This is a genomic window from Rufibacter radiotolerans, from assembly GCF_001078055.1.
Taxonomy (GTDB): Bacteria; Bacteroidota; Bacteroidia; order Cytophagales; family Hymenobacteraceae; genus Nibribacter; species Nibribacter radiotolerans.
In genome coordinates this window covers 3451253-3467197 of record NZ_CP010777.1, presented here as the reverse complement: position 1 = coordinate 3467197, position 15945 = coordinate 3451253, and the positions used below count along the sequence as shown (strand labels likewise).

General features: G+C 53.6%; 12 protein-coding genes. 11 read left to right on the top strand and 1 reads right to left on the bottom strand.

The genetic code is table 11. The features are described from left to right. Positions 1-317: 317 nt before the first annotated feature. From purN to TH63_RS14115, 8 genes are all read left to right on the top strand, one after another. A complete protein-coding gene (purN, locus tag TH63_RS14155) occupies positions 318-926 on the top strand; it encodes a phosphoribosylglycinamide formyltransferase (RefSeq protein ID WP_048921510.1) in 609 nt (202 codons plus the stop codon). A 225-nt stretch (positions 927-1151) separates the two neighbouring features. After that, the gene (purH, locus tag TH63_RS14150) at positions 1152-2681 is read left to right on the top strand and encodes a bifunctional phosphoribosylaminoimidazolecarboxamide formyltransferase/IMP cyclohydrolase (protein ID WP_048921509.1); all 1530 of its coding nucleotides are present in this window, start codon (positions 1152-1154) and stop codon (positions 2679-2681) included. A gap of 998 nt (positions 2682-3679) precedes the next feature. Continuing rightward, the gene (locus tag TH63_RS14140) at positions 3680-4708 is read left to right on the top strand and encodes a rod shape-determining protein (protein ID WP_048921507.1); all 1029 of its coding nucleotides are present in this window, start codon (positions 3680-3682) and stop codon (positions 4706-4708) included. Positions 4709-4720: 12 nt separating this feature from the next. After that, positions 4721-5602, top strand: a complete 882-nt coding sequence (mreC, locus tag TH63_RS14135) for a rod shape-determining protein MreC (RefSeq protein WP_048921506.1) — start codon at positions 4721-4723, stop codon at positions 5600-5602. Beyond that, a complete protein-coding gene (locus tag TH63_RS14130) occupies positions 5595-6119 on the top strand; it encodes a hypothetical protein (protein WP_048921505.1) in 525 nt (174 codons plus the stop codon). The genes mreC and TH63_RS14130 overlap by 8 nt, the downstream gene beginning before the upstream one ends. Continuing rightward, entirely contained in the window at positions 6116-7948 is a 1833-nt protein-coding gene (mrdA, locus tag TH63_RS14125) for a penicillin-binding protein 2 (RefSeq protein WP_048921504.1), read from the top strand. The genes TH63_RS14130 and mrdA overlap by 4 nt, the downstream gene beginning before the upstream one ends. Before the next feature lie 3 nt (positions 7949-7951). Next, positions 7952-9229 carry a rod shape-determining protein RodA gene (gene rodA / locus TH63_RS14120; RefSeq protein WP_048921503.1) on the top strand — a complete coding sequence of 426 codons (1278 nt, stop codon included), beginning with the start codon at positions 7952-7954 and terminating at the stop codon, positions 9227-9229. Positions 9230-9287: 58 nt separating this feature from the next. Beyond that, positions 9288-9479, top strand: coding sequence for a hypothetical protein (locus TH63_RS14115; protein ID WP_048921502.1), 192 nt, complete (start codon positions 9288-9290; stop codon positions 9477-9479). Between the two features lie 90 nt (positions 9480-9569). Here the strand turns inward: TH63_RS14115 and TH63_RS14110 are convergent, their stop codons facing one another. After that, positions 9570-10643, bottom strand: coding sequence for a hypothetical protein (locus tag TH63_RS14110; protein WP_048921501.1), 1074 nt, complete (start codon positions 10641-10643; stop codon positions 9570-9572). A 33-nt stretch (positions 10644-10676) separates the two neighbouring features. On the opposite strand from TH63_RS14110, the gene TH63_RS14105 reads away from it, so the two are divergent. From TH63_RS14105 to TH63_RS14095, 3 genes are all read left to right on the top strand, one after another. Beyond that, the gene (locus TH63_RS14105) at positions 10677-10997 is read left to right on the top strand and encodes a 2Fe-2S iron-sulfur cluster-binding protein (protein WP_048921500.1); all 321 of its coding nucleotides are present in this window, start codon (positions 10677-10679) and stop codon (positions 10995-10997) included. A gap of 314 nt (positions 10998-11311) precedes the next feature. Continuing rightward, positions 11312-11905 carry a thymidine kinase gene (locus TH63_RS14100; protein ID WP_048921499.1) on the top strand — a complete coding sequence of 198 codons (594 nt, stop codon included), beginning with the start codon at positions 11312-11314 and terminating at the stop codon, positions 11903-11905. 304 nt (positions 11906-12209) lie between these two features. After that, positions 12210-15485, top strand: coding sequence for a S41 family peptidase (locus TH63_RS14095; protein ID WP_053093818.1), 3276 nt, complete (start codon positions 12210-12212; stop codon positions 15483-15485). Positions 15486-15945: the final 460 nt, after the last annotated feature.

Below are 15945 nucleotides of genomic sequence, written 5' to 3'. Positions count from 1 at the left end.
GGTTCACCAACAACGGCAGAGAATGGTAAGGTGTAATAGCTAATTAGAGCGGCAATTTTTATTGTTGGTGAGAACACCAACAATGGAGAGACAGTGGAGGGAATTTTACGTTTTGAGCCTAGTTTCTGAAAAACAGGCCCAAAACGTGTTTTAGAAGGACAGAACGAAAACGCGAGGAGGAAATCATTCATCAGAAATGAATATTACTTTCGCCATCTAAAGCGCCAATCCTAATAAATTTTCACGTTTTTCACCTGTTTTCCTGAAAATACCCCAGAAACGCTATCTTTGCTTTTCCATCCGCAGTACAAGCCGTTTTGGGTACCTCTTCTAAAAAGAACATCATCATTTTCGCTTCCGGGTCTGGGAGTAATGCCCAGCGCCTGCTGGAGCACTTTGAGCACCACCCGCACATCCAGATTGTGGCGCTCTTCTCCAACAACCCAGACGCATATGCCCTGCAACGGGCCCAGAACTTTGGCGTACCCACGGCCGTTTTTGACCGACCTTCTCTGAAAGCCGGCGAGGTGCAGAAACAGGTAGAGGCATATAATCCAGATTTAATTGTTTTGGCCGGGTTCCTCTGGCTGTTGCCGGCCGCCTTTGTGCAGGCTTTCCCCCATAAAATCATCAACATTCACCCGGCATTGCTTCCCAAGTTCGGAGGCAAAGGCATGCATGGGCAACATGTGCACCAGGCGGTGCTGGAGGCGAATGAGTTTGAGACGGGCATTACCATCCATTATGTGAATGAGCATTATGATGAGGGCGCCCCCATCTTCCAGGAACGCTGCCCGGTAGAGCCCCATGACACTGCCGAGACCATTGCCGCCCGCGTGCTCACCCTGGAGCACCAGCACCTGCCGCGGGTAGTGGAGGAACTGCTCACCTCTGACCAAAAGAAGCCGGGAACATCCGCCGCCTAACCTCATAACCCATATGATGCACCAGATACGGCCCCAGGTTTTTCTTTTACCGACCCACCCGTGTCTGCGAGCGCCTTATTCTGGCTTCGGGCAATCCCGTAAGCCTGCTAATACGATGCCTTTTACTATTGTCTATCAGCTTGCCCAAAAAATTGGGTTGGTAGGCTATGGCCGAACCTTTGGGTTCAACCTTTCCTATTTCAGAACCACTTTTTGTCAAATCATATGAATACCGTAAAAATCAAATCTGCCCTTATTTCTGTGTACTACAAAGACGGCCTGGAACCGTTGGTGCGCGAACTCCAGAAGCAAGGGGTCACTTTTTATTCCACGGGCGGCACGCAGACCTTTCTGGAAGGGCTTGGCGCCGAGGTAGTGGCCGTAGACAGCGTCACTGATTACCCCTCTATCTTCGGGGGGCGTGTGAAAACCCTGCACCCCAAAATCTTTGGTGGCATTCTGCACCGCCGGGGCCATGAGCAAGACCAGCAGGAAGTAGCGCAGTTTGAGATTCCGGCTCTGGACCTGGTGATTGTGGACCTGTACCCGTTTGAGGAAACTGTGGCCTCAGGCGCTCCGGAGGAAGAGGTGATTGAGAAGATTGACATTGGCGGTATTTCGCTTATTCGGGCCGCAGCCAAGAACTTCCAGGATGTGCTGATTGTGTCGTCGCGCGAGCAGTACTCTGAGGTAGTGGAGCTTCTGCAAAACAAAGAAGGCAACACCGACCTGGCTGACCGCAAGCGCTTCGCGGCTAAGGCTTTTGATATCTCGTCTAATTATGACACCCATATCTTTAACTACCTGAACAAGGAGCAGGATCTGGCCCCGGTGTTCAAGCAAAGCCTCCGCCAGAGCCAGACCCTGCGCTACGGCGAGAACCCCCACCAGGCCGGCACCTTCTACGGCGACCTGGACGCCCTGTTTGACAAGCTTAACGGCAAGGAACTCTCCTATAATAACTTGGTAGACGTAGACGCCGCCGTGTTGCTCATGGCTGAGTTCTCCAGCCAACCCGCCGTCGCGATTCTGAAACACACCAACGCCTGCGGCGTGGCTGTCGCCGATTCTTTGCACCAGGCCTACCTGAACGCCCTGGCCTGCGACCCCGTATCGGCGTTTGGTGGGGTGATTATTGTGAACCAGCCCGTTGACCTGGCTACCGCCGAAGAACTGAACAAGCTCTTTTTTGAGGTGCTAATTGCCCCTGAGTTTAACCAGGATGCGCTGGAATTGCTGCGTTCCAAGAAAAACCGCATTCTGTTGCGCCAGAAGCCAGTGCAACTGCCTACTAAATTGTTCAAGACCCTGCTGAACGGCGTGATTGAGCAAGACAAAGACCTGTCCACCGAAACCGCCGCCGATTTCAAGACCGTAACCGAGCGCGCTCCGTCTCAGGAAGAGGTGCAAGGCCTGGAGTTTGCGCTTAAGGTGTGCAAGCACACCAAATCCAATACCATCGTGATCGCCCGCGGCAACCAGTTATTGGCCAGCGGGGTAGGGCAGACCTCACGCGTAGACGCGTTGCGTCAGGCCATTGAAAAAGCCAGAAGCTTCGGGTTTGACCTGCAGGGTTCCGTGATGGCCTCAGACGCGTTCTTCCCCTTCCCGGACTGCGTAGAAATTGCCGCCGATGCCGGTATCACCGCCGTGGTACAACCAGGTGGCTCCATCAAAGACCAGGACTCCATCGCCGCCTGCAATGCCCGCGGCCAGGCCATGGTCATGACCGGTGTGCGTCACTTCAAACACTAAGCGGCGCTATGTTGCCTAGGAAATCCCGGCTGCTCCAAGAGCAGCCGGGATTTTTGTTTTGGGGCTGTTTTGCGGAAAACGGGCTGGAAACGCGATAGACTTTAAATTGTGCTGTTCGGGATTTGTAATCCCGAACGAGGGAAAGCGGATTTGTAATCCGCCTGGGAGAAGGGCCAGTGATACTGCTGCCGGGGATTGCAAATCCCCCTTTCGGAACTTCCGGATTATAAATCCGGAAGAGCTAAATAAGCCAGACCGTTGTTCCAGAGACCTCCTAGCGTGTACAGTTCCTACGATTGTCTTTGCTAAAGGCCTCTCCTATGTAAACACTCCTCTGCGCTCCCCTCAAGGGGAGAGTCTGCGCTTAGTAAAGGCAACTGCGTTTTGAGGCTGTTTTTCCAAAAACGTGCTCAAAACTCAGCATCGCAGCCTTCTACGCATTCCTCTTTTCCAGTCTTTACCTCGAGCGCCTCGCTTGTGGCCTTGAAACTGCAGAAGCTAAGAGAGGAATACAAGTCTAGGCCGCAAGGGCAGTGCGAGGGGGAAAGACGGGGCCTCGCGGCCGTGAGCGCTCGGAGGGAAACCGTGCAACCACCAAGGCATAAGGACTCAGGCAAGAAAGGACACTACGCCAGCGATAACCGGAATAGGAAATGCAAAAGGGCTGAGGCATAGGCGGCAGTAGGTCAGTAGCAACAAACCCTTATCAAAAGTAAATCTAAAAGAAAGACAATTTTGTGGCACCTTTGATTGATTCCTAAGGGAAAAGCGACCACCGCCGTAAAAGTTCTTCAGGTTTGTTGAAATCTGGCCATACTATTACCAGGAAAACTACCGTTTAGGACCTGAAATCCAGAAATAAGGCTAAAAACGCAACTGGTTTGGGATGTGCAGAATTTATTGGCGGGAAATACGTAATTTTGCGCCATTATAGTACCTTGTAGAGAAATAGTTTTTCATATATAGTGTTCTAGAAGAGAACACCACAAAGACACATAATGGGATTATTTAATTTTTTTACTGCCGATATAGCGATTGACCTGGGTACCGCCAATACCCTCATCATCCATAACGATAAAATAGTAGTTGATGAACCTTCCATTATTGCCATTGACCGGTCCACCGGCAAGGTGATAGCCGTGGGGCGGGAGGCGATGCAGATGCACGAGAAGACCCACGAAAACATCAAAACCATCCGTCCGCTTAAAGACGGCGTGATTGCCGACTTTACCGCGGCCGAGCAGATGATCAGGGGCATGATCAAGATGATTGACAAAGGCAAGAAGCGTTTGTTCCAGCCATCTTACCGCATGGTGATCTGTATTCCTTCTGGTATCACCGAGGTGGAGAAACGGGCCGTTAAAGATTCAGCCGAACACGCCGATGCCCGCGAGGTCTGGATGATCCAGGAGCCGATGGCCGCCGCGATTGGGATAGGCATTGACGTGGAGCAGCCTGTGGGCACCATGGTGGTAGACATAGGAGGTGGTACCACTGAGATTGCCGTGATTGCCTTGTCTGGTATTGTGTGCGACCAGTCCATCCGGGTAGCGGGAGACGTATTCAACAAAGACATTCTGGACCACATGCGCCGTCAGCATAACCTTCTGATTGGGGAGCGGTCTGCCGAAAGAATTAAAATTGAGGTGGGCGCCGTGCTCACTGAGTTGGAGAACCCACCGGCCGACTTTGAGATCAGGGGCCGTGACTTGATGACCGGTATCCCGAAGGTAATTAAGGTAACCTACCAGGAAATCGCCATCGCGCTGGATAAATCAGTATCTAAGATTGAAGAGGCCGTTCTGAAGGCCTTGGAGATTGCTCCGCCAGAGCTGTCCGCAGATATTTATGACAACGGTATTCACCTCATTGGCGGGGGTGCCCTGTTGCGCGGTCTGGACAAGCGTCTGGCTGCCAAAACCAAGCTGCCTATCCACATTGCCGAGGATCCGTTACGTGCCGTGGTGCGCGGTACCGGCGCAGCCGTGAAAAACATTGAGGGCTTCCGCAACGTGCTATTGAGCTAAGAGCACGCGCCCATGCGGAAACTATTTATTTTCATCTTCCGGATTAGGGCTTTCCTGATATTCCTGTTGCTTGAAGGTTTCTCCTTGTACCTGCTGTACCGGAATAACTCGTACCACAGCGCCGCTTTCTACCAGTCTTCTAACTACTACGTGGGACGGGTGCTGGAGCTGCAGAGCCAGGTATCTGATTATTTCAGGCTCACGGAAGTGAACCAGACGCTGGCCCAGGAAAATGCCCAGTTACGGGCCCAACTCACGCAGCTGTATGAAAGGCAACTGGATGACAGCATGGGCCTGGCCAAAGATTCGCTTTTTGTGCCCGCAGACTCACTGGCGGCAGATTCTTTGGGTCCGGCCTTGTATACTTACCGCCCGGCGCGGGTCACCAGCAACTCAGTCCGGGGGCTTAACAACCACCTGGCCCTTAACATTGGGTCAGACGCGGGAGTACAGCCCGGCATGGGGGTGCTCACGGCCAATGGGGTAGTGGGCCGGGTAAAAGCAGTCTCCAAGCACTATGCCACGGTCACGTCTCTGCTCCATTCCCAGACCCTTATTTCCGTGAGGCTCAAGCGAAACAGAAGTCTGGGCTCCATCAGATGGGATACCGAAGACCCCGAAACTGCCAGCCTGCACTATATTCCCCTAAGTGAGAAAGTCTACAAAGGCGATTCTGTCTTAACCTCAGGGGCCGGGGGCATTTATCCTCCGGGCATTCTGGTGGGGCGCGTGATTAGCGTGCGCAAGGAGCTGGACAAAAGCTTTTACACCATTAAAGTACGCCTGAGCGTTGATTTCGAGAAACTCTCCTATGTGTACGTGGTGGAAAACAAGCGTAAAAAAGAAGTAGACAGCTTGTTTATCAAATCAGGCATAACCGAAGAAAATGAATAATTTCAGGTTCATTCATTTAGTGCAGTTTGTGGTGCTGCTTGGCCTGCAGGTGTTGCTCATGCGTAACCTGGTGCTGTTTGAGACCGGGTTCTGCTTTGTGTACGTGGGCTTTATTCTGTTTTTGCCCATTGAGATGGACAAGGTATTGCTCCTGCTTCTGGGTTTTGTGGCCGGGTTTACCGTTGACCTGTTTTATGACACGTCTGGGGTGCATGCCGCCGCCACGGTGCTTATGGCCTACCTGCGGCCCTCCATGCTTCAGTTAATCACCCCCAGAGACGGGTACGAGGTTTCAGACAACGCCAGTTTGCCCTCCATGGGCTGGCGCTGGTTTCTGACCTATGGCGCCGCGCTTATCTTCGTGCACCATTTCGCCCTGTTTTTTCTGGAGCTCAACGGATTTAAATTAATAGGTTTTACGTTAGCCAAGATAATAGCCAGTACCTTGTTCACCGGAACGGTGCTGATTATTTTTCAGATGTTATTTTTTGAGCGAAGGGCAAGGGGATTTAGATGAAATACTTAGAAGGCCGCAAATACGTAATCCAGGCCATCTTCATTGCCATTGGGGCGGTTTATCTCATCAAGCTTTTCTACCTGCAGGTACTGGACGATAGCTACAAAACGGCGGCGGAAAACAACGCCATGCGTCGGGTGGTGCAGTACCCGTTCAGGGGGCTGGTCTATGATCGCGACGGGAAGTTGCTGGTAGAGAACACCCCGGTGTATGACCTTATGGTGGTGCCCAAAGAGGCCAAAGCCATTGACACCCTCAAATTCTGCCAGCTGGTAGGCATGACCCTGCCTGAGTACCGCGAAAAAATAAAAGCCGCCAAGGCCTATTCCTACGTTAAATCCTCTCCATTCCTGCAGCGTCTTACCAACGCCGAGTTTGCCGCCATCCAGGACAATCTGGTCGATTTTCCGGGTTTCTACATAAACGCCCGTACGGTGCGCGGGTACCCGCATAAAAGCCTGGCGCACGCCCTGGGCTACATTGGCGAGATCAGCCCGCGCCAGCTGGAGGACTCCTCTTACCGGGGCTACCGCCAGGGCGATTACCTGGGCATCAGTGGCCTGGAGCGTCAGTACGAGCAGTTCCTGATGGGCAAGCGCGGTGTCAAGTACACTATGGTGAACGTGCGCGGCATTGAGAAGGGCTCCTTCAAGAGCGGCGCCTATGACACCTTATCCGTAGCCGGCAATAACCTGACCACTACCATTGACCTGGACCTGCAGGCCTACGGCGAAAAGCTGATGGCTGGCAAGACCGGTAGCATTGTAGCCATTGAACCTAGTACCGGTGAGATCCTGTCTTTGGTGTCGGCGCCGTATTATGACCCCTCGCAACTGACCGGTAAAGAGCTGGGTAATAACTACATGAAGCTGCTGGTTGACCCGGTGAAGCCGCTCTTTAACCGGCCGCTCATGGCCACCTACCCGCCGGGCTCTATCTTTAAACTGGCCCAGGCCCTTATTGCTCTCCAGGAAGGCGTGCTTACCCCTGAGACCGGGTATCCATGCAACTGGTCGTTGGTGAAATGTTCGCACCGGCACCCGTACCCGGCCAACCTGGGCATTGCCATTGAGCAGTCCTGTAACCCTTATTTCTACCAGGTGTTCCGCTCGGTGGTGAACAAAGGCAGGTCCCAGAACATCTACCAGGACACGCACCAGGGCCTGGACATCTGGCGCAAGCATATCCAGACCTTCGGCTTTGCCACCAAGGTTGGGGTTGACTTACCCAACGAGAAAAAGGGCATGATGCCTTCGGCGCAGTTCTATGATAAGATCTACGGCCCCAAAGGCTGGAAATTCCCAACCATTTACTCCATCAGTATCGGGCAGGGGGAGACGGGTGTAACGCCTTTGCAGATGGCCAACTTTGCTGCCATTTTGGCCAACCGGGGCCATTACTACACGCCACACATTGTGCGCTCAGTAGGGGACAAGGGCAAACCTCTGCCTGAGTACCTGGTGAAACGCTACACCTCAGTGGAGCCCCGGCATTTCCCGGCGGTAGTGGAGGGTATGCAACGGGTGGTAGAGTCTGGCACGGCCCGCTACGCCCAGTTAAAGCATATCAACGTGGTGGTCTGTGGAAAGACCGGGACGGTGCAGAACCCGCACGGCAAAGACCACTCGGTGTTCATCGCGTTCGCGCCTAAGGATAACCCTAAGATTGCCATTGCGGTGTATGTGGAGAATGCGGGTGGTGGGGCGGTGGCTGCGGCACCCATGGCCAGCCTCCTGATAGAGAAATACCTCACCGATACCATTAAGACGGCGCCACGGAAGAACTGGGAAGACTGGATCATCAAAGGCGGCTTCTATTCAATTGACTAACCTATGCGGACCTCCTATAAACTTACCCGCAACATTGACTGGATCACCATTGGGCTCTATGGCTTGATGGTGCTGCTGGGCTGGATGAACATTTACGCCGCCGTCTATAACCCAGAGAACGTGGCCAGCATCTTTGACTTCTCGCTCAACTCCGGGAAGCAGCTGGCCTGGATCGGGACCTCGGTGGTGATAATTGTGATGCTTTTTGCCATTGATTACAAGGCCTATGACTCGCTGGCCTACGGTATTTACTGGTTGGTTATTCTGGTTTTGCTGGGTACGCTGTTACTGGCTTCGCCCATCAAGGGTTCCCGGTCGTGGCTGGTAATCACAGATTCGGTGCGCTTGCAGCCCGCTGAGTTTGCCAAGTTTGCGACCGCCCTGGCCGTCTCCAGATTCATGAGCGGGATTAACCTGCGGCAGCAGAACTGGCGCGATCAGGCCAAGCTGGCCGGCCTGGCATTGTTGCCGCCCATCATCATTATTCTGCAGAATGAGACGGGGTCTGCCCTGGTCTTTGCTGCCTTTACCCTGCCGTTCTTTAGAGAAGGAATGTCGCCCTTGATCCTGATTATTGGGGCCGTGGCCGTGTTTGTGTTTGTGCTCACTCTCTTGATTCCGCAGTGGTACCTGGTGGGTATTGTCACGGTGCTGATGGGCGCGTATCTCTGGTTCAACTTCCACAGGATCAAGCGGTATTTGTATACGTATGCCGGTATCTGGGCCGCGGTTGTAATCATGGTGTTCAGTGTGAGCTACTTTGTGGATGATGTGTTGCAGCCCCACCAGCAGAACCGCATTAAGGTATTGGTTGACCCCGAGGTGGACCCTTTGGGTGTGGGCTGGAACGTGACCCAGTCCAAGATTGCCATCGGTTCCGGAGGCTTCTTCGGGAAAGGCTTTCTGGAGGGTACCCAAACCAAGTTCGATTTCGTGCCCGAGCAAAGCACCGACTTTATCTTCTGCACCGTGGGCGAGGAGCATGGCTGGTTAGGAAGCTTGGTCATCATTGGGCTGTTCATAGGCCTGCTGCTCCGGATCATCTACGTGGCCGAACGGCAACGTTCCGTCTTTGGCCGAACCTATGGCTATTGCGTGGCTTCTATCATCTTCTTCCACTTTCTGGTGAACGTGGGCATGACCATTGGGCTGGCCCCGGTGGTGGGTATCCCGCTGCCGTTTTTCAGCTACGGCGGCTCTTCGCTCTGGTCGTTCACCATTTTGCTCTTCATCCTGCTGGCCATTGACGCCCACCGCAAACTGGATTTGGGAAGAGGGTAAGGCGTAGTAAGTAGCACGTACCAAGAGAATTCTGTTTTAGCCCTCTTTTCTGAAAAACATGCCTGAAACGCAGTACCGTTATCTGGGAGACCGGCACACGGCCAATAGCTTGAAAGGCGCCGTCTGCGTGGCAGTCAGGAACCCGGCCGGCAAGTGCATCAGGGGAAGGAACGGCGCGATGCTGGTCAGGTTTGTGGAGAATGGCCAGACTACCGTAGTCATTGGCCGATTGCTACGGAAGCTTCCATAAAATCCTTATAGGCACCAAAACAAAACGCCCGGCTCCTATACAAGGGCCGGGCGTATTAAGCATGTTTTCAGCAAAACAGGGCCAAAACGATTACATGAACTTGCGGTCAATAAGTTTGGCCAGTTTCTGCACGTGTTCTTCTTTTTTAGACCAGTTGTACTTGCTGCCTACCTCCTGCAGCAGATAGTTCTTGGCGTCTTGCGGGTTGCCGTAGGCGTCTAAGTCTTTGATCACGGCGTGGTAGGCCATGTTATCGCCCTCAAACAGCTCATTGATGAACGAGAAGCGCTGGTTAATAGAGATGGCGTCTTTCAAAGAACCAATCTTCTGTTCCTGGTTGCGGTCAATGAACGTTACGTTGTTGGGCTGCTTGAGGCGGTCGTTCAACGTGGGTTTATGCTCGGTCTGGAACCGCTGGCTTACCAAGGTGTCTTCGTCTTCATCTGCCTCGCGGGACGCGGGTATGAAGGGCGGTCTTGGCTGCGGTTGGGCAGGGGCTACATAGGTGCTCACGGCCGGAGTAGGGGTCTGTACTGGCGCTTCCACCGGGTTCAGCAATTCCATGGCTCTAAGTGGGAGCAACTCATTGAACCGGCTCACCAGCTCTTCTAATGAAGTGCGTTGGGTTGTGTTCTGCGCCAGAAACTGCTCTAGTTGGGCGGTAATCTGGCTGCGGTCGAGGCTGCCTTGCGGAAGCAATGACAGGAACTGGCGATAGAGGTCCTTATCAATATCTTGGTACTTAAGGGTATCCTGCAGTTTAGCGGTAGACACATCATCCAGGCGCAGGTACTTCTCCTCAAATACCGCCACGGGCTCCAGCACCGTCCGGAACGTGTCCTGAATGGCTTTCAAAAGCAAGGGCTCAAAGTGCGGGCGCTTGATGGAAATCTTGCGGGACAGCACGTTCATGAACTGTACCAGGGCGTCTTTCACCTCTGGGTGCTCAAAATCAAAGTAAGGGCTGCGTAGGTTGGCCATCTCATGGTTCCAGAGCGTGAGCAGCTCTCTGATCATGAAAAGGTTTACCTGTTTAATAGGGGTGAAAGAGATAAGTTGCTGGGCGGTAACGTTCTCATGGTGCGCAAAGTGTTCTTCGCTGAGACGTTGGGCAAGCGCCTGGCTGTACTGTGCCAGGCGTATTTGATTATATTTGTCTTTCATTGGCGGAAGCATACGCTGTAAAGATAGCGAAATATGGCCGAATTAACGGTGCAGAATCTAGGTGGAATAGTGGTTAACGTGGCACAGGGGCAGACAGTTTTGGGCGCCCTTCATTTGGCTGGCCTTGACTGGATGCATGCTTGCGGCGCCAAAGGCCGCTGCACCACCTGCCGCATGATTGTGGTGGAAGGCGCTGAGAACTTGGCCCCTGACACGGCCCCCGAAACCCGTTTCCGGGAGAACGGTCGCCTCAAACCCAACGAGCGCCTCACCTGCCAGGCCCAACTCACCGGCCCCGTCACCGTCCGCGTCCCTAATCAAACGAAACTTCCGCATCTTTCTTATAGTGGGTAAGAGATTGAATGATTGAATGAATGAGAGATTGAGAGAATGGGGTAAATGGATTGGAAGGGAGATCCGGAAATTTTGAGATGGTAGATTGGACCGTTGCGCCATTTTCAAATCTACACCACCCAATTCTCCCGGTTAGTTTATTCTCTCACTCATTCACTCTCTCAATCATTCAATTCCTTGTTCTTCAGGAAAATGGATAACTGTGTGGAAAAGTTGTGCATTAGGAAAGGGGGTAGCGCTAGTACCTTCGTTATGTGATGGGGCGCTCCTGATTCTCTCCATCATTCAATCTCTCAATCATTCAATAAAGTAACATGTTCATAGAACCCCGGGTGGGAAACCGCCAGCAAGCCCATAAGCGTGGTTGGATAGAAGTGATTTGCGGGTCTATGTTCTCGGGGAAGACCGAAGAATTAATCCGGCGGCTGAACCGCGCCAAGATAGCCCGGCAGCGGGTAGAGATTTTCAAGCCCGCCATTGATACCCGTTACCATGAAGAGGACGTGGTCTCTCACAACGCCACCTCTATCCGGTCCACGCCCATCCAGTTCGCCAACGACATGCTTCTGCTGGGCAGCGGCTGCGACGTGGTGGGCGTAGACGAGGCCCAGTTCTTTGACGAGGCCATCACCGAGGTCTGTGTGCAACTGGCCAACAGCGGGGTGCGCGTGATCGTGGCCGGCCTGGACATGGACTACCTGGGCAAACCCTTCGGGGCCATGCCTGCCTTAATGGGCGTAGCCGAATACGTGACCAAAGTACACGCCATCTGCGTTCAGTGCGGCGAAATCGCGTCCTACTCCTTCAGAAACGCCGCCTCTCAGGAGAAGGTATTGCTGGGCGAAACCGATTCCTATGAAGCCCGCTGCCGCCATTGTTTCCAGGAGGGAATGAAAGGGAAATTGTAAAGTAAGTTCTGAGTTAGCAAAGAGCCGTTTTGAGCCTGTTTTCTGTAAAACGGCCTCAAAACGGCTTTTCGTTTTTGTCAGTGGCAATTGTAGGGGCAATCCCTTGTGGTTGCCCTTTTGCGTTTGCAACCGCGTTAGGGCAACCACAAGGGATTGCCCCTACAGAAAATACTCACCTGTTTCCAGCCTGTTTTCCCCGAAACACCTCCAAAACGCATTTCTTCTTTTTGTACCAGCCGCTGCTTGAAAACATGCTATCTTTCCTTACATTTAGTATTCCATTCTAACTAACAACAGCTTACACATGAAAAAGAGGTTTCTAGCCGCGCTGGTGCTTTGGGGCGCCGGGAGTATAAGCGGTATGGCCCAGACGCAGACGCCGCTTTGGTTGTCTACGCCCGCCATTTCCCCGGATGGGCAGACCATTGTCTTCGGCTATAAGGGAGATTTATATAAGGTGCCGGCCGCCGGTGGAAACGCCACGCCGCTCACCATGCACGAGGGCTATGAGCACACGCCCGTCTGGTCCCCAGACGGGAAGCAGATCGCTTTCGCCTCTGACCGCCACGGCAACTTTGACGTGTTCGTGATGCCGGCCCAGGGCGGGGAGGCTAAGCGCCTTACCTTCCACTCCTCCGCAGACGTGCCTTCAGACTTTACGCCCGACGGCAAGAGCGTGATTTTTACCTCTTCAAGGGTAGATGCGGCCTCAAATTCCATGTTCCCCTCGGCGGCATTCCCAGAGCTGTACAGCGTGTCTTTGGGCGGAGGCCGCAACGCCATGGTCCTGACCACGCCCGCCGAGGCGGCCCGGTACAGCGCCAACGGTGATCTGGTGGTTTACCAGGACAAAAAGAGCCCCGAGAACAACTTCCGGAAGCACCAGACTTCCTCCTCAGCCAGAGACGTCTGGGCCTACAACACTAAAACCAAACAGCACACCAAACTCACCGACAACGTGGGCGAAGACCGTCAGCCGGTGTTTGCGCCCGGTGGGCAGGAGCTGTATTACCTGAGCGAGCAGCCCAACGGCACGTTCAACGTGCGCAAGATGAGCCTGCAGAACCCCAAGCAAAGCACGGCGGTCACCAGCTTTACAAAGCACCCGGTACGTAACCTGAGCGGTTCCAAAGACGGCGTGCTTTCCTTTACCTACAACGGCGAGATTTATACTCTCAAGCCTGGCGCGCAGCCCCAGAAAGTAGCCATTCAACTGTACGCAGATACCCGTTCCAACCTGGAGACCGTGCTGCCAATCTCGGGTGGCATGACCGAAATGGAAGTGTCGCCTAACGGCAAGGAAGTGGTGTTCGTGAACCGGGGCGAGGTGTTCGTGTCTTCGGTGGAAGGCGGCATTACGCGCCGCATCACCAACACCCCGGAGCAGGAGCGCAGTGTGAGCTTCTCGCCAGACGGCCGCAAAATTCTGTACGCCAGCGAGCGAAACGGCAGCTGGAACGTGTATGAAACCAGCATTGGGCGCAGCGCCGAGCCTTATTTCTATGCCTCCACGGTATTGAAGGAAGAGCCGGTCATTGCCACCGCCGCCGAGGAATTCCAGCCGGCCTACTCGCCAGACGGCAAAGAGGTAGCCTTTCTGGAAAACCGCGTGGAGCTGAAAGTGGTGAACAAAGCCTCTAAGCAGGTGCGCACCATCCTGGCCAACTCCAACAACTACTCCTACTCAGACGGAGACCAGTACTATGAATGGTCACCGGACGGCAAGTGGTTCTTAGTGGATTACAACCAAGCCAAGCAATGGATTAGTGAAGTAGGTTTGATCTCCGCCAGCGGCAAAGGCGAGGTGATGAACCTGAGCCAGAGCGGCTACGGTGAAGAAGCGGCCAAGTGGATGATGGGTGGTAAGATGATCACCTATTACTCTAACCGCGAAGGCCTGCGCGGCAACGGAAACAACTCCGGCACCGGCGATATCTACGCCCTGTTCACCACGCAAGATGCCTTTGACCGCTTCAAGCTGAACAAAGAAGACTACACCCTGCTGGAAGACCAGGAAAAACGCGAGGCAGATTCCAAAGCCCAGTCTGAAAAAGAAGACGCTAAAGCCAAAGGCAAGAAGGGAGAAGCTTCTAAAACCGCGGCCCCGGCCGGAATGGCCCTGGAACTGGACAACCTGCCTTACCGCAAAGTGCGCCTCACGGTCACGTCCTCAGATCTGGCAGATGCCGTGGTGTCCCTCAAAGGCGACCGGTTGTTCTACCTGAGCCGCTTTGAGAAAGGCCATGACCTGTGGGTAACCAACCTGCGCGACAATGACACCAAGCTGCTGGCCAAACTGGGCGCCCGTGGCGGTAACATGAAGATGAGCAAAGATGGCAAAAACCTGTTCGTGCTCACCGAAGGCAAGATTCTTAAGCTGGACACCGAGACCGGTAAGCAGGAAACCCTCAAGGTGAACGGCGAGATGAACCTGAACGCCACCGCCGAGCGCACCTACATGTATGACCACATCATCAGGGAGCTGGAGCAGAAATTCTACGTGAAAGACCTGCACGGCGTAGACTGGAAAACCTATACTGATAATTACCGTCAGTTCCTGCCGCATATCGCTAACAACTATGACTATGCTGAGGTCCTTAGCGAGCTCTTGGGCGAATTGAACGCCTCGCACACCGGCGGCCGCTACAGCCACCGCCAGGCCAACGCTGATGCCACCGCCTCTCTGGGCCTGTTCTATGACGAGCAGTACACCGGCCCCGGCCTGAAAGTGAAAGAAGTCATCAACCTGAGTCCTTTTGACCGCGCCAGCTCCAAGGTGAAATCAGGAATTATCCTGGAGAAAATTGACGGCCAGGCCATTGAAGACAATACTGATTTTGACCAATTCCTGAACCGCAAGGCCGGCAAGTACACGCTGGTGTCTCTCTACAATGAGAAAACCAAGCAGCGCTGGGAGGAAACCGTGAAGCCGGTTACAGCGGCAGAATTAAATGAACTGCTGTACCAGCGTTGGGTGGAAAATCGCCGCAAGGAGGTAGACCGCTTGTCGGGTGGCCGTTTAGGGTACGTGCACATTAGAGGCATGAATGACGCCAGCTACCGCACCGTGTATGAAGAGGCCCTGGGCAAAAGCGCCACCAAAGAGGCACTGGTGGTAGACACCCGCTCCAACGGCGGCGGAAACCTGCATGATGACCTCATCAGTTTCCTGAACACCAAACCCTACGCCGAGTTTATGCCCCGCGGTCAGTTCCTTTCCTCGGAGCCCCGCAACAAATGGACCCGTCCGTCTATTGTGGTCATGAACGAGAGCAACTACTCCGATGCGCACATCTTCCCCGTACTCTACAAGGAGCAGGGCCTGGGCAAAACCGTGGGCATGCCCGTGGCCGGAACCGGTACCTTTGTCTGGTGGGAAACCCTGATTGACCCTACCATGGTCTTCGGGATTCCGCAGATTGGTTACCGTACCCTGGGCGGCGGCAAGTTCCTGGAGAACACCCAACTAGAGCCAGATTACCTGGTCGCCAACGACCCCGCCCTGGTAGCCCAAGGTCGCGACCAACAGTTGGAGAAGGCCGTGGAAGTGTTGTTGCAGGAATTGCCTAAGAAGAGGTAAAGAGTTTGATTCTTGAGAATGGAAGAAGCCCCGCCAGTAATGGTGGGGCTTTTGCATTTTGGGGTTGTTTTTGGAAATACAGGCTTAAAACGCAAATCGCAGAGACACTCGTAGGAGCTGCGCGCACTACGAGGTCTGGTAACAAAAGGGAATTAAACAACTTTTCCTTCTCCTCTGTCATCCTGAAAGGACCTTGTGGGCGAACTAGAAAGGCCCCGGGCATACCACAATTACCTCTTTCTCCTATGTGCTTAAGAAGAGAAACAGGTTTAAATTGCATAGTTTCTTGTTTACCATTGGCCCACAAGGTCCTTTCAGGATGACAATGGAGGGGAGGGACCTGGATGGGCCGCCGGGCAAGAAACATAGGGCAGAGTACCATTAGATTGAACCAACAGTAGATGTCATCGGCAACTGTAGAGACAAGGCATTGCCTTGTCTCTACCACGCATTGCAGCGG

Excerpts from the sequence above, each read along its gene's own strand:
- mreC (WP_048921506.1), top strand. The coding sequence starts at position 4,721 with ATGCGGAAACTATTTATTTTCATCTTCCGGATTAGGGCTTTCCTGATA.
- TH63_RS14140 (WP_048921507.1), top strand. The coding sequence starts at position 3,680 with ATGGGATTATTTAATTTTTTTACTGCCGATATAGCGATTGACCTGGGT.
- TH63_RS14130 (WP_048921505.1), top strand. The coding sequence starts at position 5,595 with ATGAATAATTTCAGGTTCATTCATTTAGTGCAGTTTGTGGTGCTGCTT.
- TH63_RS14105 (WP_048921500.1), top strand. The coding sequence starts at position 10,677 with ATGGCCGAATTAACGGTGCAGAATCTAGGTGGAATAGTGGTTAACGTG.
- mrdA (WP_048921504.1), top strand. The coding sequence starts at position 6,116 with ATGAAATACTTAGAAGGCCGCAAATACGTAATCCAGGCCATCTTCATT.
- TH63_RS14115 (WP_048921502.1), top strand. The coding sequence starts at position 9,288 with ATGCCTGAAACGCAGTACCGTTATCTGGGAGACCGGCACACGGCCAAT.
- TH63_RS14110 (WP_048921501.1), bottom strand. The coding sequence starts at position 10,643 with ATGAAAGACAAATATAATCAAATACGCCTGGCACAGTACAGCCAGGCG.
- TH63_RS14100 (WP_048921499.1), top strand. The coding sequence starts at position 11,312 with ATGTTCATAGAACCCCGGGTGGGAAACCGCCAGCAAGCCCATAAGCGT.
- purH (WP_048921509.1), top strand. The coding sequence starts at position 1,152 with ATGAATACCGTAAAAATCAAATCTGCCCTTATTTCTGTGTACTACAAA.
- TH63_RS14095 (WP_053093818.1), top strand. The coding sequence starts at position 12,210 with ATGAAAAAGAGGTTTCTAGCCGCGCTGGTGCTTTGGGGCGCCGGGAGT.
- rodA (WP_048921503.1), top strand. The coding sequence starts at position 7,952 with ATGCGGACCTCCTATAAACTTACCCGCAACATTGACTGGATCACCATT.